Origin of the sequence: Mycobacterium sp. (assembly GCF_049280035.1) — a bacterium.
Lineage (GTDB): Bacteria > Actinomycetota > Actinomycetes > Mycobacteriales > Mycobacteriaceae > Mycobacterium.
In genome coordinates this window covers 1-20983 of the sequence record NZ_JBAPPI010000571.1, presented here as the reverse complement: position 1 = coordinate 20983, position 20983 = coordinate 1, and the positions used below count along the sequence as shown (strand labels likewise).

The window sequence follows — 20983 nt, the reverse complement described above, 5'->3', positions numbered from 1 at the left end:
GCGTCGTGTCGCTCAGCCCCACATCGGTCAACAGCGTGCTCAACGGTGTCGTGTCGCTCAGCCCCACATCGGTCAACAGCGTGCTCAACGGCGTCGTGTCGCTCAGCCCCACATCGGTCAACAGCGTGCTCAACGGCGTCGTGTCGGTCAGCCCCACATCGGTCAACAGCGTGCTCAACGGCGTGCTGCCAGGCAGGCCAAGGTCGGTCAGCAGCGTGTCCAGCGTCGTGGTGTTACTCAAGCCGAAATCAGACAGCACAGTGTTCAGCGTCGTCGTGCCGGGCACGCCAAGGTCGGTCAGCAGCGTGTCCAGCGTCGTGGTGTCGCTGAGGTTCAAGTTGCCCAGCACATCGCCGAGCGTCGAAGTTGGGCCCAAGTTCAAAACGGGCAACAGATCGCTCAGCGGCGAGTTAATGCTCAGCTGGTCAAAGCCGAGCAGCTGGCTGATAGTGCTGCTGGGGGTTATCCCGGCCAACAACGCCAGGGTGCCCAGCATGCTTTGGGTCACCCCCAGAGTGCTCAGCTCCGTGCTGCCGCTCAGCCCCACATCGCTCAGCAGAGCGCCCACCGTCGTCGTGCCGCTCAGCCCGAAATCGGACAACAGCGAGCTCAGCGGCGTGCTGTCAGTTAGCCCGAAAATGGACAGCAGAGAGCTCAACTGCGTTGTGCCCCCGGACAGCCCGATATCGGACAGCAGCTGGTCCAGTGACGTGCTGTCGCTCAGGCCCAGACCGCTCAGCAGCGTGCTTAGCGTTGTCGTGCTGCCGTTGAGCCCAACGTCGGCCAGTAGCTGGTCAAATGTCGTGGTGCCATTGAGCCCCAGAGCGGACAACAAAGTGCCCAACTGCGTTGAGTCACTTAGCCCGAGGGCGGGCAGCAAAGTGCCGAGGGTCGTCGTCTGGCTCAGCCCGGCATCGGACAACAGAGTGCTCAGCGGCGTCGTGCCAGGCAACCCCAAGGTGGTCAGCAGAGTGCTCAGCGTCGTGGTGTCGCTCAAGCCCAAATCAGACAGCAAAGTGCTCAGCGGCGTCGTGCCAGTCACGCCCAAGGTGGACAGCAGATCGCCCAGCGTCGATGTGTTGCCGGTCAGCCCAAAGTCGGTCAGTAGAGTGCCCAGGGTCGTGTTGCCGATCCCGAGCTGGGTTAGCAGGTTGGGAACTTGGGTGCTGCCCAGCCCTAGGTCGTCCAACAGTTTCTGCAGGTCGGTGACGATCGTCACGGGATCGGCCGTCGTGGCCAGCGCGACTTCCCGCGACGCGAGATAGGGAAGCGATGGTCCCACCGGCGCGACAGCCAACAGGGTGGCGCCCGCGATGGCGGTGCCGGCAGTGAGCGCGCTGGCGCCCATCGCTAGCCGTCGCTGGTGTGTCGACTTTGCTGTGCGCACTCGAGTTGCCGACGGCGTCGTTCGAGCCAGGACCGCTGCGGTCGATGCTGGCACCGCCAGCACCGCCGTACCGAAACCATCGAGATCACTGCGTCCAAGATCGTGGGAACCGCATTGCCGACGATGCCGTCCTCCGGATCGACTAGACATGGCAACCTACTCCCCAACTGAAAATAGCCTGAGATTTTCTCAGTTATCGGCAACCTAGAGTGCTCTTGGTCACATGTCAAGTAGTTCTTAGCCACGTGTCGAGTAACTGGATCGATGCAGTCCTGCGCGACGCTCGTTCCCCGGGGTGACGACGACACTGACGAATTGGGTGGCGTAGCGGTGCCGGGCCTGCCAACGCTGCACGCCCAGGGTATGTCCGTTTGGTTAACGATCACGACGGTTCAGCCAGCCTGGTCGTGGCATGCAATGATCGCTATGTCAGCGGCTTGATTTGCCGTCTCCAACACTCGCGCTTCGCTCAGCGGAGAGGTTCAGGAATGACGACCACCCAAGTGTGCTCGCTTCGCCGTGTGCGATCGCTATTGGCCGGCGTTGTCCTGTCGGTCGCGCTGGTTAGCCTCGTGGGGGTCGCGGCCCCGACCGCGCATGCTGACGCCGTTGACGGCAATTTCGTGAACGCGCTGAATTCTCGGGGCATTACCTTCGCGTCCACGCAGGCCGCAATCATCGCTGCTCACGAGGTGTGCGATGAACTCGATGGCGGTAGAGCCTCGAGCGACGTCGCGAATGACGTGATGCAGCAGAGCAGTTTGGACGGCTACCACGCAGGGTTTTTTGTCGGCGTCAGCATCGCTGCGTTCTGCCCGCGGCATGCAGGGTCCTAACGGCGCTCGTACACTCGGGTACCTAACTCTTACGGAGACCCATTGTTGATCAGGAAAGTATTGTTCGGCGCCGCGATCGCGTTCTGTGCAGCCGCGGGGACAGCAACACCAGCGAGCGCCGACCCAAGCCCGTTCGGCACCCTCGGATGCAGCTGCAAGCCACCAGTCTCGGTCCCGGACGGCAAGGCTCCTGCTCCGGACCAGCTGGACCAAGGAATCCAGAACGGCCTCGGTTACCTGCACGGCACCCCGCCGCGCCCCGCCGACAACTAGGGCTGTCGCCGTAATCGGTTAGCCCGCCGACGGGGGTGGCCGCATCACCTTCCCTTTGAGCTCGGCGCCGATGGCAATGTCTTCATACTTCTGCTGCTTGCGTTTGCGCCACCCACTGCCTGCCGGCGAAATCGGCGGCGGCATGATCGGCGGCAGCATGGGCAGCCCGGATTCACCCGCAGAAAGCGGCGTTGCGGCCGAGGCAAGTTGAACCGGCACTTGCGAACCCGGCAACAGTCCGACGACGGCGGGCGGCGCCGTCAGCTTGCCGATCGACACTCCAATACCCGTCGCCGCCGTCGTGGACGCTTGGCCCAGTCCAGCGGCACCCAACGCACCCGGGCCCAGCAGCCCTAGGCCACCCAACCCTCCCCCACCTAACGCACCCGCTGCTCCCCCGCCGAGTCCTCCTCCGAGCGCCGACTCACCCTCCGACACACCCTGGCCAATTGCGTTGTTCACACCCGACAGGGCTTGGGCCGATTGGTTCTGCGCCAGATAGCTCAGCAGGTTGACCGGAAATCCGGACGAGAAGATGGTGTTCAAATAGTTGGCGTTGAGCCCTAGGGTGGCAACGGAGTTGTTCCCTATGCCGGGTATGTTGACGCCCCCGACGGTGGCAAAGTCACCGCTAAAAAGCGCCGCGATGAGGGCGTTCCAGTCATCCAAGAGTGATTGCGCCGAAGTGGCCCCCGTAGTGGCCGCTCCCGTGCTGGCGGCGGACACTGCAGTGGCCCCTGCCGAATTGGTCACCGTGGTGGGCGAGGAGAACTGCGGCAGCGTGGTGGCCTGTGCCGAGGCGGCCTGATAGCGACTCATCGCCGCCGAGTTGTTCGCCCACATGCTTTGGTACTGGGCTTCGGTTTCGGCGATAGCCGGAAGGTTGCTTCCGAACCGGTCGGTGGCCAGTAACTGCGCCAGCTGCATCCTGTTGGCGGCGACCTGTGCGGTGGGAACCACCGCTGCGCGGACGGAGTTGAATGCCGCTGCCGCGGCCTGCGCTGACGACGCTGTCTCCTGCACCTGCTGCGCGGTGGTTTGCAGCCAGGCCAGGTAGGGCTCGACAGCCTGGGCCATCGCCGCTGAGGACGGACCATGCCACGTCCCACTCAGTGACGACAGCGCAGCGACGTAGTTCTCAGCGGAGTCTTCGAGGTTGGCGCCGAGCTGTTGCCACGCCCCGGACGCCTCGATCAGGGATTCCGCACCGGGTCCCGAGTGAATCAGCGCAGAGGTGACCTCGGGAGGCAACGTGATGAACTCCATGACTCCAAACTTTGACCATCGTGGGAAAACTTTTGGAACATGAGGTTGACGGGGGTGAAAAAAGCCCCCGAACTTTCAGCGTCGGAAAGCCCTGGATTTAAGAGATTGCGTTAACCGCGGTCAACAATCGGGACTTGAACTGGTCCGGAATGGGAATGTATCCGTGGGCCGGTAGATCATTCTGGCCGGCGCCGAGCGCGCTTTGCAGGAAAGCCTTCACGGCCGCACCGACCTGCGAGTCATGGTATTTCGAACACACAATCTCATACGTCGCCAGCACGATCGGGTAGGCCCCGGTCTGGTTCGGCCGATAAAACGAGATCGTGTCCAAGGCCAGGTCGTTGTCCTTCCTGATGAACCAGGCAGAAGAAATCGTCTTTCCCACCGACTCGGGGCTGATCGCCACCGGTTCCGGACCGGCTGTTGTGACGACCTTTGCCATGTTCAGCTGTTGCGCCTGGGCGAACGACCATTCGATATAGCTGATCGACCCTTCGGTGCTTTTGACGGCCGCGGCGGCGCCGTCGTTGCCGCGGGCGCCCTCGCCGACACCGCCGTTGAACTTCTTACCGGCAGCAAAACCCCACGTGCCAGCGGAAGCGGTATCAAGATACTTCTGGAAATTGTCCGTGGTCCCGGAGTCGTCACTACGGAATACGACGCGAATCGGCTCAGCGGGCAGCTTGACGCCTAAGTTCAATAGCCCGATCGCAGCATCGTTCCACATGGTGATCTGGCCGTTGAAAATCTGGGCCGTAACCGGACCGTTGAGGTTCAACGAAGTCAGGCCGTTGACGTTGTAGGCGACGGCGATGGGGCCAAACACTATCGGCAGATTCCACGTTGGCGAGCCGCACCGCTGGTCCGCCTTGGCATACTCGCCCCTATTCAGGGGAGAGTCCGAGCCACCGAAATCGGTTTGGCCGCCGATGAATTCGCCGATCCCAGCGCCGGAACCATTGGCCGTGTAGTTCACCGACTGGCCGTGGCAGGTTTGTTCGAAAGCGTTGATGAAACGGCTCATTGCGTTTTCCTGGGCCGTGGAACCACTGGCCTTCAGAGTCGGCTCGCCACCGCAGGCCACCTTCGCCGGTGACGTGCCTGTGGTGGCACTTCCTCCCGTACCGTTGTTGCTACCACATGCCGACAAGATCGCCGCACCAGTGGCAAGGACAATGAGCGCGGCGCCAAATCTCTTGACCTTCAATCCAATTCCTTCAAACGGAACGATGTGGTGATCGACGCCGACTAGCCGCAGCCCGACACACTGCTGTTATCCCCGCAACCATGAGGCATGGTAACAAGGTTCGCCCCTGCGCAATCGTCCCAGGGCATCAGCGGATTCGCGATTTCAGCCGCGGTTTCCCGACTGTTTACGTCCCGACGGCGGCCGGGTTTCGCTCGCGTTAGCGAGCGTGCGTGGTGAGGAACTGCCCGATGGCCTTGGGTAGGTACTGGGGCCCGCCGGGCCAGGTGTGTCCGCCGTCGTCCACCTGGTAGAACACCACCGCGGTGCCGGCCGCGCACGATGTGGGTATAAAGCGGTGCACGACGGCGGCGTTCCGCTTATAGACGCTGCGCCAACGCCGTCCGAACTTGCGACACGGCATGCTGCCCACCGGGCGGGAACGTCCCGAAGCACGTACCGTGGAATAGAAGTTCCCGATGGGCGGTTGGTCATTGCTGACTGGCCTGTGACCCCGATCACCGACACGGCAGGGTCTTCGTGCTAGTCGCGGAGGAATACACCGACGACGTCGCAGAATACGATGAACGACCTCGCCGGATTACTGAAGGGCACCAGGGTGCTAACACTGCAGAACCACGTCAACCTCAGCAATCTGACGACCATCCGCTCCCTCAATGCCGGCGCCTTGACGGCGCGCGCCTGGGAGACATTGCGCGCTGCGGTTCAGGGCGCGCCTCTCACGCGGGCGGTGCGGCCCGTCTGGGCGGGCGGAAATCCGGCCACGCCCGACCTGGCCGGATGGGTTGATCAAGACCTGCCGCGGATGCGTCGCGGCGCCGAGCGCTGCTAGTCCGCGGGGTCTAGGCGTCGCGAGCTGACGAAGCTGCGCCGAGATCCGGTCAACGGGTCATCGAATTCGATGGCCTGCGCCAGCAACTGCAGCGGTTGGCTGAAGTCGTCGTCAGACACGTCGATCACCTTGGGATACAACGGGTCTCCGTAGATCGGTATCCCGAGCGAAGTCATCTGTACCCGCAGCTGGTGGGTGCGCCCGGTGCGCGGCGTCAGTCGGTACCGGCCATCCGGCGACATCAACTCCACCAGCGTCTCGGCGTTGGGCTCGCCGGATTCTTCGATGGCTTGTAAATGACCGCGGCGCTTGATGATCCGGCTGCGCACTACTCGCGGCAACGCCAGGTCGGGGTTGACCGCGGCCCTCGCCGAATACGTCTTGTGCACCGCGCCACGGGCGAACATCGTCTGATAGGCACCACGAAGCTCGCGCCGGGCGGTGAACAGCAGCACACCGGCGGTCAGCCGGTCCAGCCGATGGGCCGGACTCAGCTCGGGTAATCCCAGTTCCCGTCGCAGCCGCACCAGCGCGGTCTGCGCGACGTGACGCCCGCGCGGCATGGTGGCCAGGAAGTGCGGCTTGTCGACAACCACGATGCCGTCGTCCTGATGCAGCACGGGGATGTCGAACGGCACCGGTACCTCGTCGCGCAGGTCGCGGTAGAAGTAGACGCTGGCACCAGCCGGCAGCACGGTGGCGGGATCGAGCGCCGCACCGTGCTGGTCGACGACCTCGCCGGCGATCGCCTTGGCGGCAACCGCCGGCCCGAACCGGCTTAGCAACTCGTCGCCGAGCGGTCCGCCGCGCACCCGCAGTCGCGCCGGTCCCAATCCGTCGCGTGGCGGGAGCGGCAGCTGCCTCACGGTCGGCTCAATTTAAGGGCACCGGCTCGAGGATCTCCGCGCGGGCCTCGGGAGCACTGGCCCGCAGCGCATCCGCCGATGCATCGTCGGGCTGGGCCTGCGATAACACCTCGGCCTCCACCCGCGCCGTGTACGTCTTGACCTCACGGTCTACGTCGGCGGTGGTCCAGCCCAACAGCGGCGCGACGACGTCGGCTACCTCACGCGCGCAGTCGACACCCCGGTGTGAGTATTCGATGGCGATCCGCGTCCGGCGGGCCAAGATGTCCTCCAAATGCAACGCGCCCTCGGCTGTGGCGGCATAGGCAGCTTCGACCTTCAGGTAGCCCGGTGCCGCGCTGATCGGGCTGAGCAGGTCGCGATGGTCGGCTGCCAGCGCAAGTACCTCGTTGAGCAGCGACCCGTAACGGTCCAGCAGATGACGCACCCGGTATGGATGGAGTCCTTCCAGTGCACCGACGTGCTCGGTCTGGTTGATCAGCGCGAAGTAGCCGTCGGCGCCCAGCAGCGGCACTTTCTCGGTGATCGACCGCGCGACTCGAGCCGGAATGTATTGCGACGCAGCGTCGATCGCATCGGCAGCCATCACCCGGTACGTGGTGTACTTGCCGCCGGCGATGGCGACCAGGCCGGGAGCGGGCACCGCAACGGCGTGCTCACGCGACAACGTGGACGTGTCCTCGCTTTCCCCCGCCAGCAGCGGTCGCAAACCGGCGTACACCCCGTCGATATCGGCGTGGCTCAACGGCGTGGCCAGCACGGTGTTGACGGTGCCCAGGATGTAGTCGATGTCGGCCTTGGTAGCCGCCGGATGCGCCAGGTCGAGTCCCCAGTCGGTATCGGTGGTCCCGATGATCCAATGGTTGCCCCACGGGATGACGAACATCACCGACTTCTCGGTTCGCAAGATGATCGCGACGTCGCTGACGATCCGATCCCGCGGCACGACGATGTGCACCCCTTTAGAGGCACGCACTTGAAATCGTCCGCGCTGCTTGGACAATGCCTGAATCTCGTCGGTCCATACCCCGGTCGCGTTGACGACGACGTGGCCGCGGACTTCGGTGACGGCGCCGTCCTCGGAGTCGCGCACCCGCACGCCGGTCACCCGATCACCTTCGCGCAGCAGCGAAACCACCTGACTGGATGACCTCACCACCGCGCCGTAATGCGCGGCGGTACGCGCAACGGTCATGGTGTGCCGGGCGTCATCAACGACGGTGTCGTAGTAGCGGATACCACCGATCAGCGAGCTGCGCTTCAGACCCGGGCTGAGCCGCAGCGCGCCGGCGCGAGTCAAATGCTTCTGCCCCGGAACAGATTTCGAGCCCCCAAGTTCGTCGTACAGCAGGAGACCGGCGGCGACGTATGGGCGTTCCCACCAACGCTTGGTCAGCGGGTACAAAAACGGCAACGGCTTAACGAGATGAGGCGCCAAGGTGGTCAACGACAGCTCGCGCTCGAAGAGCGCCTCACGCACCAGCCCGAATTCCAGTTGCTCGAGGTAGCGCAGTCCACCGTGAAACATCTTCGAGGATCGACTCGACGTGCCCGAGGCGAAATCACGGGCTTCGACCATCGCCACTTTCAGTCCACGGGTGGCGGCGTCCAACGCGGATCCCGAGCCCACTACTCCGCCACCGATGACCACGACGTCGAATTGTTCGCTGCCGAGCCGCTCCCAGGCCGAGGCGCGCTGCTCGGGTCCTAAGAAGGAACCCGGCCGGGTCTGCTCGCTCCCCGGTACGCGAATCGGGTCGCTCACGGCACAGGTCTCCTCCGGTTACTCGTCAGTAGGACACTGGCTCCCAAGGCTACCTGTCGTGGTCAGTCCAGATCATCGTGCGCCATCAACCGTCGTGCCGCCTCCGTGATCGAGCCCGACAGCGACGGGTAAACGGAGAGTGTTTCGGCCAGCTGATTGACGGTGATGCGGTTCTGCACGGCCATCGCGATCGGCAGGATCAACTCGGATGCGATCGGCGCAACCACGACACCGCCGATGACCACGCCGGTGGACTGCCGGCAAAAGACCTTGACGAATCCTTGCCGCAGCCCCGACATCTTCGCGCGCGCGTTGGTTCGCAACGGCAGCATGATGGTCCTGGCACTCACCGATCCGTTGTCGATGGCCGATTGAGGAACACCGACGGCGGCGATCTCGGGCCGGGTGAACACCGCGGCGGCCACGGTGCGCAGCCGGATGGGGCTGACGGCCTCCCCCAATGCGTGCCACATGGCGATCCGGCCCTGCATTGCGGCGACGGACGCCAACAGCAGCAGGCCGGTGCAGTCCCCGGCGGCGTAGATGCCGGGCACCGACGTCCGCGACACCCGGTCGACAGTCAGGTAGTTTCCTCGCCCCAGCTCGATGCCCACCCGTTCCAAGCCCAGGCCGCTGGTGTTCGGCACGGACCCGATCGTCATCAGCGCATGGCTGCCCGCCACGGTGCGACCGTCGGTCATCGTGACTAGCACCCCGGAGTCGGTGCGGGTGACCGACTCCGCGCGGGCATTCTTGACCAACTGGACGCCGCGTTCGGCGAAGGAATCCTCCAGCACCCGGGCGGCGTCGGCGTCCTCGTATGGCAGCACCCGGTCGCGGCTGGCCACCACCGTGACGTCAACGCCCAATTCGGTATAGGCGTTGACGAATTCGGCGCCGGTGACACCGGAACCGACCACGATCAGATGGTCGGGCAGTGTGTCCAGGTCGTAGAGCTGGCGCCAGGTCAGGATGCGCTCGCCGTCAGGCTGCGCCGACGGCAACATTCGCGGGCTGGCGCCGGTGGCGATCAGGACCACGTCAGCGTCGTAGGTACTTGTGGTGCCGTCGGCGGCGGTCGCCTTGATGCGGTGGGTGGCCAGACCCGGGCTCGCGTCGATCAGCTCCCCTTTGCCGGCGACCACCTCGACACCCGCACTGACCAGGTCGGAATTGATGTCGGCAGACTGCGCGGCGGCTAGCGTCTTGACGCGCTGGTGGATTTCCGGCAACGAGATCTTGGCGTCGTCGATGTCGATATCGAAGCCCAGCTGCGGCGCCCGGCGCAGTTCGGTCCGGACGCCAGTGGAGGCGATAAACGTCTTCGACGGCACACAGTCGAACAGCACAGCCGCGCCGCCGACGCCATCCGAGTCGATGACGGTGACCTCGGCGTCGCGTGCTGCCGCGACAAGTGCCGCCTCATAACCGGCCGGCCCTCCGCCGAGGATCGCGATGCGGGTCGCCACGGGTATAACCTAGCCAACCTCAGGCCAACCCGTCGGATCACCGCCATGCCCGCGGCAGCCGTTTAAGCTTTCTCCCGTGCCGCTCTACGCTGCCTACGGGTCGAATATGCATCCCGAGCAGATGCTGCAGCGCGCACCTCACTCGCCGATGGCCGGAACCGGCTGGTTGCACGGTTGGCGGCTGACGTTCGGTGGTGAGGACATCGGCTGGGAAGGCGCGCTGGCCACCGTCGTTGAGGACCCGGCCGCAAAGGTGTTCGTCGTGCTCTACGACATGACGCCCGCGGACGAAAACAACCTCGATCGCTGGGAGGGGTCCGAGCTGGGCATCCACAAGAAGATCCGGTGCCGGGTGGAACGCGTGTCGTCCGACACGACCACCGATCCGGTTCTGGCGTGGCTATATGTGGTGGACGCCTGGGAGGGTGGCCTGCCGTCGGCGCGCTACATCGGCGTGATGGCCGATGCCGTCGAAATCGCCGGCGCGCCAAACGAATACGTGCGCAACCTGCGCACCCGCCCAGCCCGCAACATCGGCCCGGGAACCTAAACCGCGGCTAGGTTCCGAGGGAGGCCTGCTCGACGATGTTCACCATCAGCCGCATCCCGATCGCCAGCGCACGCTCATCGAGGTCGAACGTCGGCTGATGCAGGTCCAGCTGCGGACCGTGACCCGACCAGACCCCCAGCCGCGCCATCGCGCCAGGCACCTGCTCCAGATACCAGGAGAAGTCCTCGCCGCCGCCGGACTGCTTGGTATCGGTCAGCACGTCCGGGCCGACCGCCTCGATGGCGTGGGCGATGATGCGCGTCGAGATCTCCTCGTTGACCACCGGCGGAACCCCGCGGCTGTATCGCAGGGTGTGCTCGATCCCCAGCGGCGAGAGCAGGGCGGCCACCGCCTGGCGCACGATGGCCTCGAGGCTCAGCCAGGTTTCGCGGCTGGCCGTGCGGATGGTGCCGGCCAGCACGCCGGTCTGCGGGATCGCGTTGGCAGCCACCCCCGCATTGACCGCGCCCCACACCATCACGGTGCTGTTGCGCGGGTCGATGCGGCGTGACAACACACCGGGCAGGCCGGTGATCAGCGTGCCCAACCCGTAAACCAGGTCGGCGGTCAAGTGTGGTCGCGAGGTGTGCCCGCCCGGCGAATACAGGGTGATTTCGATCATGTCGGCGGCCGACGTGATCGGCCCCGCTTTCACCGCGATCTTGCCGACCGCCAGCCGGGGATCGCAGTGCAAGGCGAAGATCCGGCTCACCCCGGATAACGCGCCGGCGGCGATCGCGTCGATCGCGCCGCCGGGCATCAGCTCTTCGGCGGGCTGAAAGATCAGCCGCAGCGCGATCGGCAGCTCCGGCACTGCCGCCAACGCCAGCGCGGTACCCAACAGGATCGCGGTATGGGCGTCGTGGCCGCATGCGTGCGCGGCGTTGGGCATCGTCGATTCATACGGGGCACCGGTCCGCTCGGCCATCGGCAACGCGTCCATGTCGGCCCGCAATGCAATCCGGGGCTCGTGTTCCGGACCGAAATCGCAGGTCAACCCCGTCCCGCCGGGTAACACCTTCGGGTTGAGCCCGGCATCGGCCAACCGTTCGGCGACGAACTGCGTGGTGGCGTACTCCTGGCGACCCAACTCTGGGTAGCGGTGGATGTGTCGCCGCCAAGCAACCAAGTCGTCGAAGTGCGCGGCCAGCCACGATTCAGCGGTGTCGGCAAGGCTCATAAGCGCCGCTCTCCCCCGCAAGCGGGAGGTGCCCCCACCCCATCGGGACCCCTACCAATGTCGCCGGCGCGGCTCATAAGCGCCGCTCCTCGCGAGCCGCCAGCACCCGGTCGCGTTCATCCGATGACTCGGCAAGGCGAACGATACTGCGCGCCAACATGATTGCACCATCAATCACCGCGCGGTCGGCGCTGGGACCGACGGCTGCGGCAGTGAATTCGGGCTGGTGCAACGACGCACCGCCGGCATCGACAGCGACCATCGGATGGATACCCGGCAGAACTTGCGTGACGTTGCCCATGTCGGTACTGCCCAACGGGAGCTTCGCCTCGAGGTCCTCATCGATGGGAGCGCGCCCGAGCCGCGTCATCTCGGCGCGGACGGCACCGGCCAGCCAGGGGTCGGGCTTGAGCGCGTCGTACATCGGCTCGGTTTGCTCGACGTTGTAGTCACACCCGGTGGCCACCGCACCGGCCAAGAAGCAATCGCCAACCTTGCCTTGCAGATCGGCCAGCGACCACGCCTCGGTCGCCCGCATTGTGTACTGCAGTTCGGTCCGGCTCGGGATGACGTTGGCGACCTGACCGCCCTCGGAGACAATGCCGTGCACCTGCTGCCCGGGTGCCAGCTGTTGACGCAGCAGCCCGATGGCGACCTGTGCAACGGTGACCGCGTCGGCAGCGTTGACACCCAGGAATGGTGCGGCCGACGCATGGGCTTCGCGCCCGCGGTACTCCACCCGGACCGCGGACAACGTCAGCGATCGGGCGGCGGCGATGTCCACTGGCCCGGGATGCATCATCACGGCCACCGCCAAGTCGTCGAAGACTCCGGCGTTGAGCAGCAACACTTTTCCGCCGCCGAACTCCTCGGCGGGTGTTCCAAGCAGCGCAACCGTCAGGCCCAGTTGGTCGGCGACCTCGGCCAGCGCCAGGGCGGCGCCCACTGCCGAGGCGGCGATGATGTTGTGGCCGCAGGCATGGCCGATTTCGGGCAGCGCGTCGTACTCGGCGCAGATGCCGACAGCCAACTGGCCGCTGCCGAAGTCGGCGCGGAAAGCGGTGTCCAGTCCACCGGCTGACTTGGTGACCTCAAAACCTCGCTCAGCCACCAACGCTTGCGTCTTGGCGCAACTGCGGTGTTCGGCGAACGCCAGCTCCGGTTCGGCGTGGATTGCGTGGGACAGCTCGACCAGTTCCGTGCCACGGCGCCGCACCGCGTCCTCGACGCGATCCAACACCGGGATTGAGGCCATTGTCGCAGTATCTCACCGACGATCACCGGCGATCACAACGACGCCGTCGCGACCGGCTCACATCTCGCGCGGAGCCCGAATGTACGCCTCGGCGCGAAGCCATGCCTGCGCCGGGACAAATCGCTCGTCATCCCAGCTGGCGGATCGCACTCGTATTCGTCCGCGCCAGTTTTTCATGATGGCGACGTGAACGGGCCAGCTGATGAAACGACGCAAATCCGCGTAGCTTTCCCAGATGGACAGCGATCCGCCGCGCCACTCAACCTGCTTGCCCCACAGCCAAAGCCCGACCGCGCCGCGCATAACCGGCCAGCTTTCCGCCAGCTGCATGCCCAATGCGGCGATCTGTTGCCAGTCCTCCTCGGAATCGGAATGAAAGTCGGTGAAACTCACCACGACCGGGGACTGGCTCCCGTCGGACGGGCCGGGCAGCCAGTCCGTGCTGAGGATGCCGCTCCCCGGCGTGATTGGCGGCTGACCAGTCCAGGCGCCGAAGGATGTTGTCGTCATGGCGTCCTTCGCTGTCCTGCCGCTGTGGCTGGTTCCCACTGCGGGGAGCGGCCGAGATAAGCGAGGATGCGATCGAGGTCGGAAGTCGGCTCGGTCGACGGGATCGCGGGGCCAAACACCGCACTGTCGCCAGCGCGGAAGTCTCCGTCGGGCACCGAGAACGCCAACGGCAATGCGGCGGCAACAACGTCGACCGGAAGCTCAAAGGGGCGACCCATCGTGCGAGCCACATCCCAGCCGTGCACGACGTAGTCCACATAGTGAAAACCGATCGCCACTGAACCCGGGAAGGTTGCGCCGGGCCCAAACTCCGGTAACGCGAACGACGCATCGAGCACACCGGCGCCGGCGAACGCGTCTATCACCGCGGTGGCGGCCGCAGCGTAGGTGCCGGCTGGATCAACTGCCACCGCTTGGGCGACCGTGCCGGGTTGCCATATCGCCTGGTCGGCGCCGCGGCCGCGGGCGGCGGCGGCAAAGCCGCGATGCTGGACCGTCATATGAGTGAGCAGGTCAGCAAGACTCCAGCCAACGCACGGCGTCAGCTTCGATAAGTCGTCGGCGGTGACGGCCGAGACCACGTCAACCGAAGCCAGTACGGCAATCCGATGCAATGGCCGAACATCCCGATTAATATGCATACGCATATCATGTGCATATGTAGATCATATGTCAACCCTTATCATCACGACGTGGTGCGAAAGGCGACGCGTCCAGACCTCGCGGAGATGCTGGCGCAGCTGGCTCGTCAAACCGTGGCCGCCGAGCAGCCAGTGCTGGCAGCGCACGGCCTGTCGATGTGGGGGTACATCGTCCTCAGCGCCCTGGATCGTTCGCCGATCCGCACTCAAGCGGCGCTCGCCGAGGCGATCGGCGCCGACAAAACACGCATCATTCCCACACTCGACGAGTTGCAGAAGCTCGGTTACATCGAACGGATTGCCGACCCAGACGACCGCCGCGCGCGCCTGCTCGAGATCACCGAGTCGGGCCGTTCCATCAAAGACACAGTCCAGCAGGCCATCCAGCGTGGGGAGGAGCACTGGCTTGGGCAGCTATCCGCCAACGACCGAAACGTCTTTCTGCGGGCGCTGCGCCAACTCACCTTTGGCTGAACGTTCACTTCCGACACCGTCCTCCACAAGCGGACGGTGCCCCGGTTAGGCTCCGCGACTGTGACTGGTCCGGCCGACCCCGTCGCGCTCGCGCGGCGGGCCGCGCAGTTCATCGCCGACGGCACCGGGATCGCCGAACACGACGTGGCGATCGTTCTGGGGTCGGGGTGGGCGCCGGCTGTTGCCGCGCTGGGCTCGGCGACCGCGGTGCTGCCGATGGCCGAATTGCCCGGCTTCACCCCGCCGACGGCGGTCGGCCACACCGGTCAGGTCTTGTCGGTTGATATCGGTGCCCACCGCGTGCTGGTGCTGGCCGGCCGTGTGCATGCCTATGAAGGCCATGATCTGCTGCACGTCGTACATCCGGTGCGGGCGGCCTGCGCGGCCGGCGCACGCGTCGTCGTACTCACCAACGCAGCCGGTGCAGTGCGCGAGGACTTCGAGGTGGGCCAGCCGGTGCTAATCAGCGACCACTTGAACCTGACCGCGCGGTCTCCGCTGATCGGGGCCGAGTTCGTCGACATGGTCGACGCTTACGCGCCGCGGCTGCGGGCGCTGGCCCGCGCGGTCGACCCGACGCTCGCCGAAGGCGTGTACGCCGGGCTGCCCGGGCCGCACTACGAGACGCCCGCCGAGATCCGGATGTTGCGGACGCTGGGCGCCGACCTGGTCGGCATGTCCACCGTGCACGAGACGATCGCAGCGCGGGCCGCGGGCGCCGAGGTGCTGGGGGTGTCGCTGGTGACTAATCTGGCGGCCGGGATCACCGGTGCGGCGCTCAGCCACGCCGACGTGCTCGCCGCCGGTGCGGCCTCGGCGGCCCGGATGGGCGCTCTGCTGGCTGACGTGGTCGCGCGGCTGTAGAGGGCTGGCGTGAAACCGGAGGATTGGATCGCGCACGACCCCGACCCGGTGACGGCCGCCGAACTCGCCGGGTGCGATCGGCCCGAACTCGCCGCGCGGTTCGCCCGGCCGCTGGCTTTCGGCACCGCGGGACTGCGCGGCCCGCTCCGGGGTGGCCCGGATGCGATGAACCTCGCCGTGGTGGTACGCGCCACCTGGGCGGTGGCAAAGGTGCTCGCCGCCCGCGGCCTCGGCGGTTCGACGGTGATCGTCGGGCGCGACGCTCGGCACGGCTCAGCCGAATTCTCGGTCGCAACAGCTGAAGTACTTGCTGCCGAAGGCTTTTCGGTAACGCTGCTTCCACGTCCAGTACCCACACCGGTGGTGGCGTTTGCCGTACGGCTCACCGGCGCAGCGGCGGGCATCCAGATCACCGCATCACACAATCCACCGACCGACAACGGCTACAAGGTCTATTTCGACGGCGGAATCCAGATCATCTCCCCCACCGACAACGAGATCGAAACCGCGATGGCCATCGCCCCGTTCGCTGACGAGATCGCCAGGGCACACGTTGAACCGGCCGACGCCGATATGGTCGAGCGTTACATCGAGCGGGCCGCCCGGCTGGGACGCTCGTCGGGCCCAGTCCGAGTGGCGCTGACGCCGCTGCATGGCGTGGGTGGCACGGTCGCTGTCGAAACACTGCGACGAGCCGGCTTTTCCGACGTGCATGTCGTCGCCAGCCAGTTCAGTCCCGATCCCGACTTCCCGACCGTCCGGTTCCCAAATCCCGAAGAGCCCGGCGCCACGGATGAGCTACTGGCGCTGGCCGAAGAGGCCGACGCCGATATCGCAATCGCATTGGATCCCGACGCGGATCGCTGCGCGGTCGGGATACCGACTCCGGCGGGTTGGCGGATGTTATCCGGTGACGAGACCGGTTGGCTGCTCGGCGATTTCATTCTGTCTCGGACCGAACCCGGCGAACGAGCCACCAGCCTGGTGGCCAGCACGGTGGTGTCGTCGCGGATGCTGTCCGCAATCGCTGGCCACTGGGGCGCACGCCACGTCGAGACCCTGACCGGGTTCAAATGGCTGGCCCGCGCCGATGCCGACGTGCCCGGCAGCACATTGATCTACGCCTACGAGGAGGCGATCGGGCACTGTGTCGATCCGCCCGCGGTCCGGGACAAGGACGGCATCAGCGCCGCTGTGTTCGCCTGCGATCTGGTGGCCACCTTGAAGAGGCGGGGCCGCTCAGTTCTCGACGCGCTGGACGACCTGGCCCGCAGATTCGGGGTGCATGTCGGCGCCGCCGTGTCACGGGCGGTGACAAATGCGGAGGAGGCAACCGCGCTGATGCGCCGGCTGCGGGCTTCGCCACCCAGTAACCTAGCCGGATTCGCTTCGAGCACAACGGATTTACTGCAGCGTCCAGGTGCGGATCGCACCGACGCGCTGATTTTCACCGGCGGCGATGCCGATACATCGGTCCGGGTCGTGGTGCGACCGTCCGGCACCGAGCCGAAGGTCAAGTGCTACATCGAAGTTCGAACTGCGGTGGCCGGCGACCTGGCCGGTGTTCGGACGCGGGCGACCGCACTCTGCGACGAACTGGCGTCGTCGGTGCAGCACTGGTAGTTCAGCGCGGTCCGAATTGACGATCTCCGGCGTCGCCGAGGCCCGGAACGATATAGGCCGCGTCGTTGAGGCCGTCGTCGACGGCCGCGGTGAATACCCGTGCGTTGGGTGCTGCTTTTTCCAGCGCCGCAATGCCTTCCGGGGCCACCACCACACACAGCACGGTGATGTCGTCGGCGCCGCGGCGTTGCAGCAACCCAATGGCGTGCGTCATCGAACCGCCGGTAGCCAGCATGGGGTCGAGGGCCAGCACCGGCTGGCCATGCAGATCGTCGGGCAATGACTCCAAATATTGTGTGGGCGAGGCGGTCTGCTCGTCGCGGGCGACGCCGATGAACCCGACCTGTGCTTCCGGTACCAGCGCGAGCGCCGCATCGACCATGCCCAGCCCGGCCCGCAAGACCGCCACCAGCAGCGGCGGTTTCGCGAGCCGAATGCCGGCCGTCTCGGCCAGCGGGGTGCGCACGGTGACCGTCTGGCGGGGCGCGTCACGAGTGGCCTCGTAGACCAGCATCAGTGCCAGATCGCGCAACGCGAGGCGAAACGCCGCGTTATCGGTGTGCTCGTCGCGCAGTGTGGTCAGCCGGGCCGCGGCCAGCGGGTGATGAACAACACGCACATCCACGGAACCTGACCCTAGCGGGGCCGCAGGGTTAGGCGCCGAAGAAGTTGAAGATGTCGAAGCCGTAGCCAACGAGGTCGATCAGCGGCTGTCCGGAGATCAGCGGCGATCCGTCCAAGATGGCGTCCGGCGCCAGCGACGGGATGCTCGCCGTCAGGTCGGTCCACGAGGTCAGCAGCGACGCGTCCAGCGCGTTGAGGGAGGTATAGCCGGATAGCAGCGAGTCGACGACCGATGGCGACAGCGGCGCCTGCCCGGCATCCTGCAGCAGAGCGTCGATCGGGCCGACGAACGTCTGCACCCCGGCGTATTCCAAGCCGGCCAGCATCTGGAGCGGATCCATCTTGTCGATGAAACCGGCGCCACCGGAGGCCACCAGCTGGCCGGTCGCGTCAACCTGCCAGGGGCCGGCAGCACCGATCGGCTCGATCCCGTTGACTTCGATGCCGGCGCCCGGATCACCGGGGTTGCCGTAGCCCCAGTCGTCGAACAAGGTCGCAAACGGGGCGAAGGCATCATAGAAGAACTGCCCAGCAGGCCCGCCGTCGAACATGAACGCCAGCGTCGGCAGCGGCGCGGGAATGTCGTAGAAGGTGGTGTTCCCGATGGTGCCGAGATCGATCATGTGGGTGGTGTCCAAGTTCACCCCGGGCGTCGGATCCGGATAGAACGGGTGCACCGTCTCGATCCCGATCAGGGCGTTGAGGTCGGCCCAGAGGTTGCTGGGGTCTGAAGGAAAGTCGGCCCAGCCGTCGTACTCGCCGGTGTAGATGTCGGTCGCGATCCCGGTGGTCGGGGTGGTCGCCAGGCTCAGCGGGATGTCAAGGAACGGAACGTGTTGGGGCGCAGGGCTCAAGCTGAAGGCGCCGATGCCGTCGGGGAACTGGAAGCGGTCCAGGATGCCGCCGATCGGGCTATTGGGGTCGCCGAGCAGCGTGACGCTCAAGTCGTTCAGGTTCACTCCGGCCGGCGTGTTGTTGAGGAGATCGTTCATCTCCACGGTGGCGACGGTGGCGCTCTGCGAGTAGCCGAGCACGGCGACGCCGTTTCCGCCCTGCAAGGTAGGCACGATCACGTTGTTCAGGTCAGTCACGCCGGCGTTCACCGAGTCGCCGAACCCCAAATTGGGCTCGCTGGCATTGCAGACGATCGGGCAAAACTGCTCGGGCGTCGTCAGGGGATAGAAGATGAAGCCGATGTCGTGGCTGAGGTAAAGCGATTCGACGCTGCTGAGGTAATTCTGGTCAGGGGTGGGAACTCCGGTGCCGCTCATGATCCAGCCCACGTCGGCCAGCAGCTTGGCTTCCGCGACGATCGCCTTCACCCCAGCCGGGAAGGCCCACAGTCCTATCGACATCGCACCGGTGACGGCGGCGCAGCCGATCGCCAACTTCACATAACCCGGCGAACGCAACCTCGCCCCTGACATCGCCACCTCCCAGCCGTACACCGCTAGCCGAGAATTTCAGTCACCGATCGCGCTCGATTCTCCCCGGCCCGGCGATTGGCACATCATGTCCTGTTCGGGCATCCGTCATGACGCAATTCGCAAATTTGTTTGTCGCGCTTCCCCGCTCGACACGCGTGTACGCGTGCCAATACGCGGGAGCAGGAACCATATACTCCCGCCATGCGGCGCCGACCATGGCGGAATGGCAAGCGATATCGAGCGGTCAGCATATTTGGTGTGCTGGCGGTTTCCACTGTGTTGATGTCGTGGCCGTCGACTGATCAAGTCCACGAAACCAGTCCGGTGGACTTCAAGGCGGCCGCGGTTCCGACCCCCGCACACGTCGTCGTCGTGGTGGAAGAGAATCGCTCGCAAACCAACATCATCGGAAACAAGGCGGCGCCCTATGTCAACCAGCTGGCCGCAAACGGCGCGATGATGGCGCAGTCCTTCGCCGAAGTGCACCCCAGCGAACCGAACTACTACGCGTTGTTCGCCGGCAACACGCTGGTCAACGACAACGTCTGTCCAGTCAACGCGGGCGACACCCCCAACCTCGGTTCGGAATTGCTCGCCGCCCGTTACACATTCGTGGGCTTCGCGGAGAGCTTGCCTGCGGTGGGCTCGACGGCGTGTAGTGCCGGGAAATATGCGCGCAAGCATGTGCCCTGGGTCAGCTTTAGCAATATCCCAGCCAACTACTCGCTTCCGTTTTCCGCGTTTCCGGCCCCCCAGAACTACGCCAGCCTGCCGACGGTCGCATTCGTCACCCCCAACCTCGACAATGACATGCACGACGGCTCGATCGCTCAGGGCGACGGGTGGCTGTATCAGAACTTGTCGCAGTACGCCCAATGGGCGAAAGCCAACAACAGCTTGCTGATCCTGACCTGGGACGAAGATGACAACACGTCGCGGAATCAAATTCCCACGGTGATCTACGGAGCGAGCGTCAGGCCTGGCACCTACACCGAGACGATCAGCCACTACAACGTGTTGTCCACGCTCGAGCAGATGTACGGGCTGCCCAAGCTCGGCTATGCAAGCAGAGCGCCCGCCATTACCGACATTTGGGGCGCCTGACCCCAGGCCGCATGCGGCTAACCGCGGCCTGGCGTCCGTCGGCCGGGTGGCCCGTCGCTATTCTGTGCCGCATGGCTGCTGACCTCTTGCCCATCCGCTTGAGCCTGACCGACGGTGACCGCTACACGGTGTGGGCGCCCCGCTGGCGCGACGCGGGTGACGAGTGGGAGGCGTTTCTAGGTAAGGATGAGGACCTCTACGGCTTTGAGACGCCCGCTGACCTGGTGGCATTCGTGCGGACCAACACCGACAACGATCTGGTGGACCACCCTGGGTGGCAACGGCTGACCGAGGCCAACGCCCACAAGCTCGAGCCCGCCGACGACAAGCAATTCGACCTGATCGCGGTTGAAGAGCTGGTGGCCGAGAAACCGACCGAGGAGTCGGTGACGGCGCTGGCGAACACGCTGGCGATCGTCTCGTCCATTGGGTCAGTCTGCGAGCTGCCGGCGGTGATGAAGTTTTTCAACGGCAACCCGACATTGGGCACGCTGGCCGGCGGAGTCGGCCACTTCACCGGCAAAGCCGGTCTCAAGCGCTGGAATGTGATCGCCGAGGTCATCGGACGTAGCTGGGACGACGTGCTGGGGGCGCTGGACGAAATCATCAGCAGTCCTGACGTGGACAACGCCGTCTCAGACGCTGCCGCGGCCGAACTGGCCGAACCGCTCGAAGAGGAGCACCTCGACGAGGAAGATCTGCAGAGCGCCGACGAGGAAGGCGCCGAGGAGCAACAGACCGAGTCGGCGGCCGAGAGTATCGCTGACGCCAACGCCGAGAAGGCCCCTGCCACCGGCGACAAGGTTGTGCTGGGCGGCGACGAAGACTTT

Annotated in this window: 19 protein-coding genes and 3 pseudogenes; 9 read left to right on the top strand and 13 right to left on the bottom strand. The window is 65.4% G+C overall.

Annotation, left to right across the window (positions count from 1 at the left end; genetic code table 11):
* A pseudogene (locus tag WAN71_RS18705) lies at positions 1 to 1441 on the bottom strand (hypothetical protein); the annotation flags it as partial.
* A 434-nt stretch (positions 1442 to 1875) separates the two neighbouring features.
* On the opposite strand from WAN71_RS18705, the gene WAN71_RS18700 reads away from it, so the two are divergent.
* Together WAN71_RS18700 and WAN71_RS18695 are read left to right on the top strand one after the other, a co-directional pair.
* Entirely contained in the window at positions 1876 to 2223 is a 348-nt protein-coding gene (locus tag WAN71_RS18700; protein ID WP_422226760.1) for a DUF732 domain-containing protein, read from the top strand.
* 45 nt (positions 2224 to 2268) lie between these two features.
* On the top strand, positions 2269 to 2496 hold the full coding sequence (locus WAN71_RS18695) for a hypothetical protein (protein WP_422226759.1): 228 nt from the start codon (positions 2269 to 2271) through the stop codon (positions 2494 to 2496).
* 18 nt (positions 2497 to 2514) lie between these two features.
* Here the strand turns inward: WAN71_RS18695 and WAN71_RS18690 are convergent, their stop codons facing one another.
* The 3 genes and pseudogenes from WAN71_RS18690 to WAN71_RS18680 all read right to left on the bottom strand — a co-directional run.
* Complete coding sequence (locus tag WAN71_RS18690; RefSeq protein ID WP_422226758.1) at positions 2515 to 3762, bottom strand: PPE family protein; 1248 nt, start codon at positions 3760 to 3762, stop codon at positions 2515 to 2517.
* 97 nt (positions 3763 to 3859) lie between these two features.
* Positions 3860 to 4969, bottom strand: a complete 1110-nt coding sequence (gene pstS, locus WAN71_RS18685) for a phosphate ABC transporter substrate-binding protein PstS (RefSeq protein WP_422226757.1) — start codon at positions 4967 to 4969, stop codon at positions 3860 to 3862.
* Positions 4970 to 5168: 199 nt separating this feature from the next.
* Positions 5169 to 5324, bottom strand: a pseudogene (locus WAN71_RS18680) (esterase); the annotation flags it as partial.
* A gap of 207 nt (positions 5325 to 5531) precedes the next feature.
* On the opposite strand from WAN71_RS18680, the gene WAN71_RS18675 reads away from it, so the two are divergent.
* Positions 5532 to 5801 (top strand): hypothetical protein, encoded by a 270-nt coding sequence (locus tag WAN71_RS18675; protein WP_422226756.1) that lies wholly within the window; start codon positions 5532 to 5534, stop codon positions 5799 to 5801.
* On the opposite strand, the gene WAN71_RS18670 is transcribed toward WAN71_RS18675, so the two are convergent.
* The 3 genes from WAN71_RS18670 to WAN71_RS18660 all read right to left on the bottom strand — a co-directional run bounded on the left by WAN71_RS18670 (position 5798) and on the right by WAN71_RS18660 (position 9901).
* Positions 5798 to 6667, bottom strand: a complete 870-nt coding sequence (locus WAN71_RS18670) for a pseudouridine synthase (RefSeq protein WP_422226755.1) — start codon at positions 6665 to 6667, stop codon at positions 5798 to 5800. The genes WAN71_RS18675 and WAN71_RS18670 overlap by 4 nt on opposite strands.
* 7 nt (positions 6668 to 6674) lie before the next feature.
* A complete protein-coding gene (locus WAN71_RS18665) occupies positions 6675 to 8432 on the bottom strand; it encodes a glycerol-3-phosphate dehydrogenase/oxidase (RefSeq protein ID WP_422226754.1) in 1758 nt (585 codons plus the stop codon).
* A gap of 62 nt (positions 8433 to 8494) precedes the next feature.
* Positions 8495 to 9901 (bottom strand): NAD(P)H-quinone dehydrogenase, encoded by a 1407-nt coding sequence (locus tag WAN71_RS18660; RefSeq protein ID WP_422226753.1) that lies wholly within the window; start codon positions 9899 to 9901, stop codon positions 8495 to 8497.
* A 76-nt stretch (positions 9902 to 9977) separates the two neighbouring features.
* On the opposite strand from WAN71_RS18660, the gene WAN71_RS18655 reads away from it, so the two are divergent.
* Positions 9978 to 10451, top strand: coding sequence for a gamma-glutamylcyclotransferase (locus tag WAN71_RS18655; RefSeq protein ID WP_422226752.1), 474 nt, complete (start codon positions 9978 to 9980; stop codon positions 10449 to 10451).
* A gap of 7 nt (positions 10452 to 10458) precedes the next feature.
* Here WAN71_RS18655 and WAN71_RS18650 read toward each other — a convergent pair whose 3' ends face one another.
* The 4 genes from WAN71_RS18650 to WAN71_RS18635 all read right to left on the bottom strand — a co-directional run bounded on the left by WAN71_RS18650 (position 10459) and on the right by WAN71_RS18635 (position 14037).
* Positions 10459 to 11631 (bottom strand): amidohydrolase, encoded by a 1173-nt coding sequence (locus WAN71_RS18650; RefSeq protein WP_422226751.1) that lies wholly within the window; start codon positions 11629 to 11631, stop codon positions 10459 to 10461.
* 73 nt (positions 11632 to 11704) lie between these two features.
* Complete coding sequence (locus WAN71_RS18645) at positions 11705 to 12886, bottom strand: M20 family metallopeptidase (protein ID WP_422226750.1); 1182 nt, start codon at positions 12884 to 12886, stop codon at positions 11705 to 11707.
* A 57-nt stretch (positions 12887 to 12943) separates the two neighbouring features.
* Entirely contained in the window at positions 12944 to 13396 is a 453-nt protein-coding gene (locus WAN71_RS18640) for a hypothetical protein (RefSeq protein ID WP_422226749.1), read from the bottom strand.
* Positions 13393 to 14037: a TIGR03086 family metal-binding protein gene (locus tag WAN71_RS18635; RefSeq protein ID WP_422226748.1), complete on the bottom strand. Its 645-nt coding sequence runs from the start codon at positions 14035 to 14037 to the stop codon at positions 13393 to 13395. Before WAN71_RS18635 ends, WAN71_RS18640 begins: the two co-directional genes overlap by 4 nt.
* Positions 14038 to 14046: 9 nt before the next feature.
* On the opposite strand from WAN71_RS18635, the gene WAN71_RS18630 reads away from it, so the two are divergent.
* From WAN71_RS18630 to WAN71_RS18620, 3 genes are read left to right on the top strand one after another with little or no spacing between them, the layout of a single operon-like run.
* Entirely contained in the window at positions 14047 to 14511 is a 465-nt protein-coding gene (locus WAN71_RS18630) for a MarR family winged helix-turn-helix transcriptional regulator (protein ID WP_422226761.1), read from the top strand.
* Between the two features lie 60 nt (positions 14512 to 14571).
* Complete coding sequence (locus tag WAN71_RS18625) at positions 14572 to 15375, top strand: purine-nucleoside phosphorylase (RefSeq protein ID WP_422226747.1); 804 nt, start codon at positions 14572 to 14574, stop codon at positions 15373 to 15375.
* A 9-nt stretch (positions 15376 to 15384) separates the two neighbouring features.
* On the top strand, positions 15385 to 16998 hold the full coding sequence (locus WAN71_RS18620) for a phospho-sugar mutase (RefSeq protein ID WP_422226746.1): 1614 nt from the start codon (positions 15385 to 15387) through the stop codon (positions 16996 to 16998).
* 1 nt (position 16999) lies between these two features.
* Here the strand turns inward: WAN71_RS18620 and upp are convergent, their stop codons facing one another.
* Both upp and WAN71_RS18610 read right to left on the bottom strand, forming a co-directional pair.
* The gene (gene upp, locus WAN71_RS18615; protein ID WP_422226745.1) at positions 17000 to 17623 is read right to left on the bottom strand and encodes a uracil phosphoribosyltransferase; all 624 of its coding nucleotides are present in this window, start codon (positions 17621 to 17623) and stop codon (positions 17000 to 17002) included.
* 28 nt (positions 17624 to 17651) lie between these two features.
* Positions 17652 to 19049: a PE-PPE domain-containing protein gene (locus WAN71_RS18610; protein WP_422226744.1), complete on the bottom strand. Its 1398-nt coding sequence runs from the start codon at positions 19047 to 19049 to the stop codon at positions 17652 to 17654.
* A 201-nt stretch (positions 19050 to 19250) separates the two neighbouring features.
* Between WAN71_RS18610 and WAN71_RS18605 the strand changes: the two genes are divergently transcribed.
* Together WAN71_RS18605 and WAN71_RS18600 are read left to right on the top strand one after the other, a co-directional pair.
* Positions 19251 to 20153: an alkaline phosphatase family protein gene (locus WAN71_RS18605; protein WP_422226743.1), complete on the top strand. Its 903-nt coding sequence runs from the start codon at positions 19251 to 19253 to the stop codon at positions 20151 to 20153.
* A 71-nt stretch (positions 20154 to 20224) separates the two neighbouring features.
* Positions 20225 to 20983: pseudogene (locus WAN71_RS18600) on the top strand (primosomal protein); the annotation flags it as partial.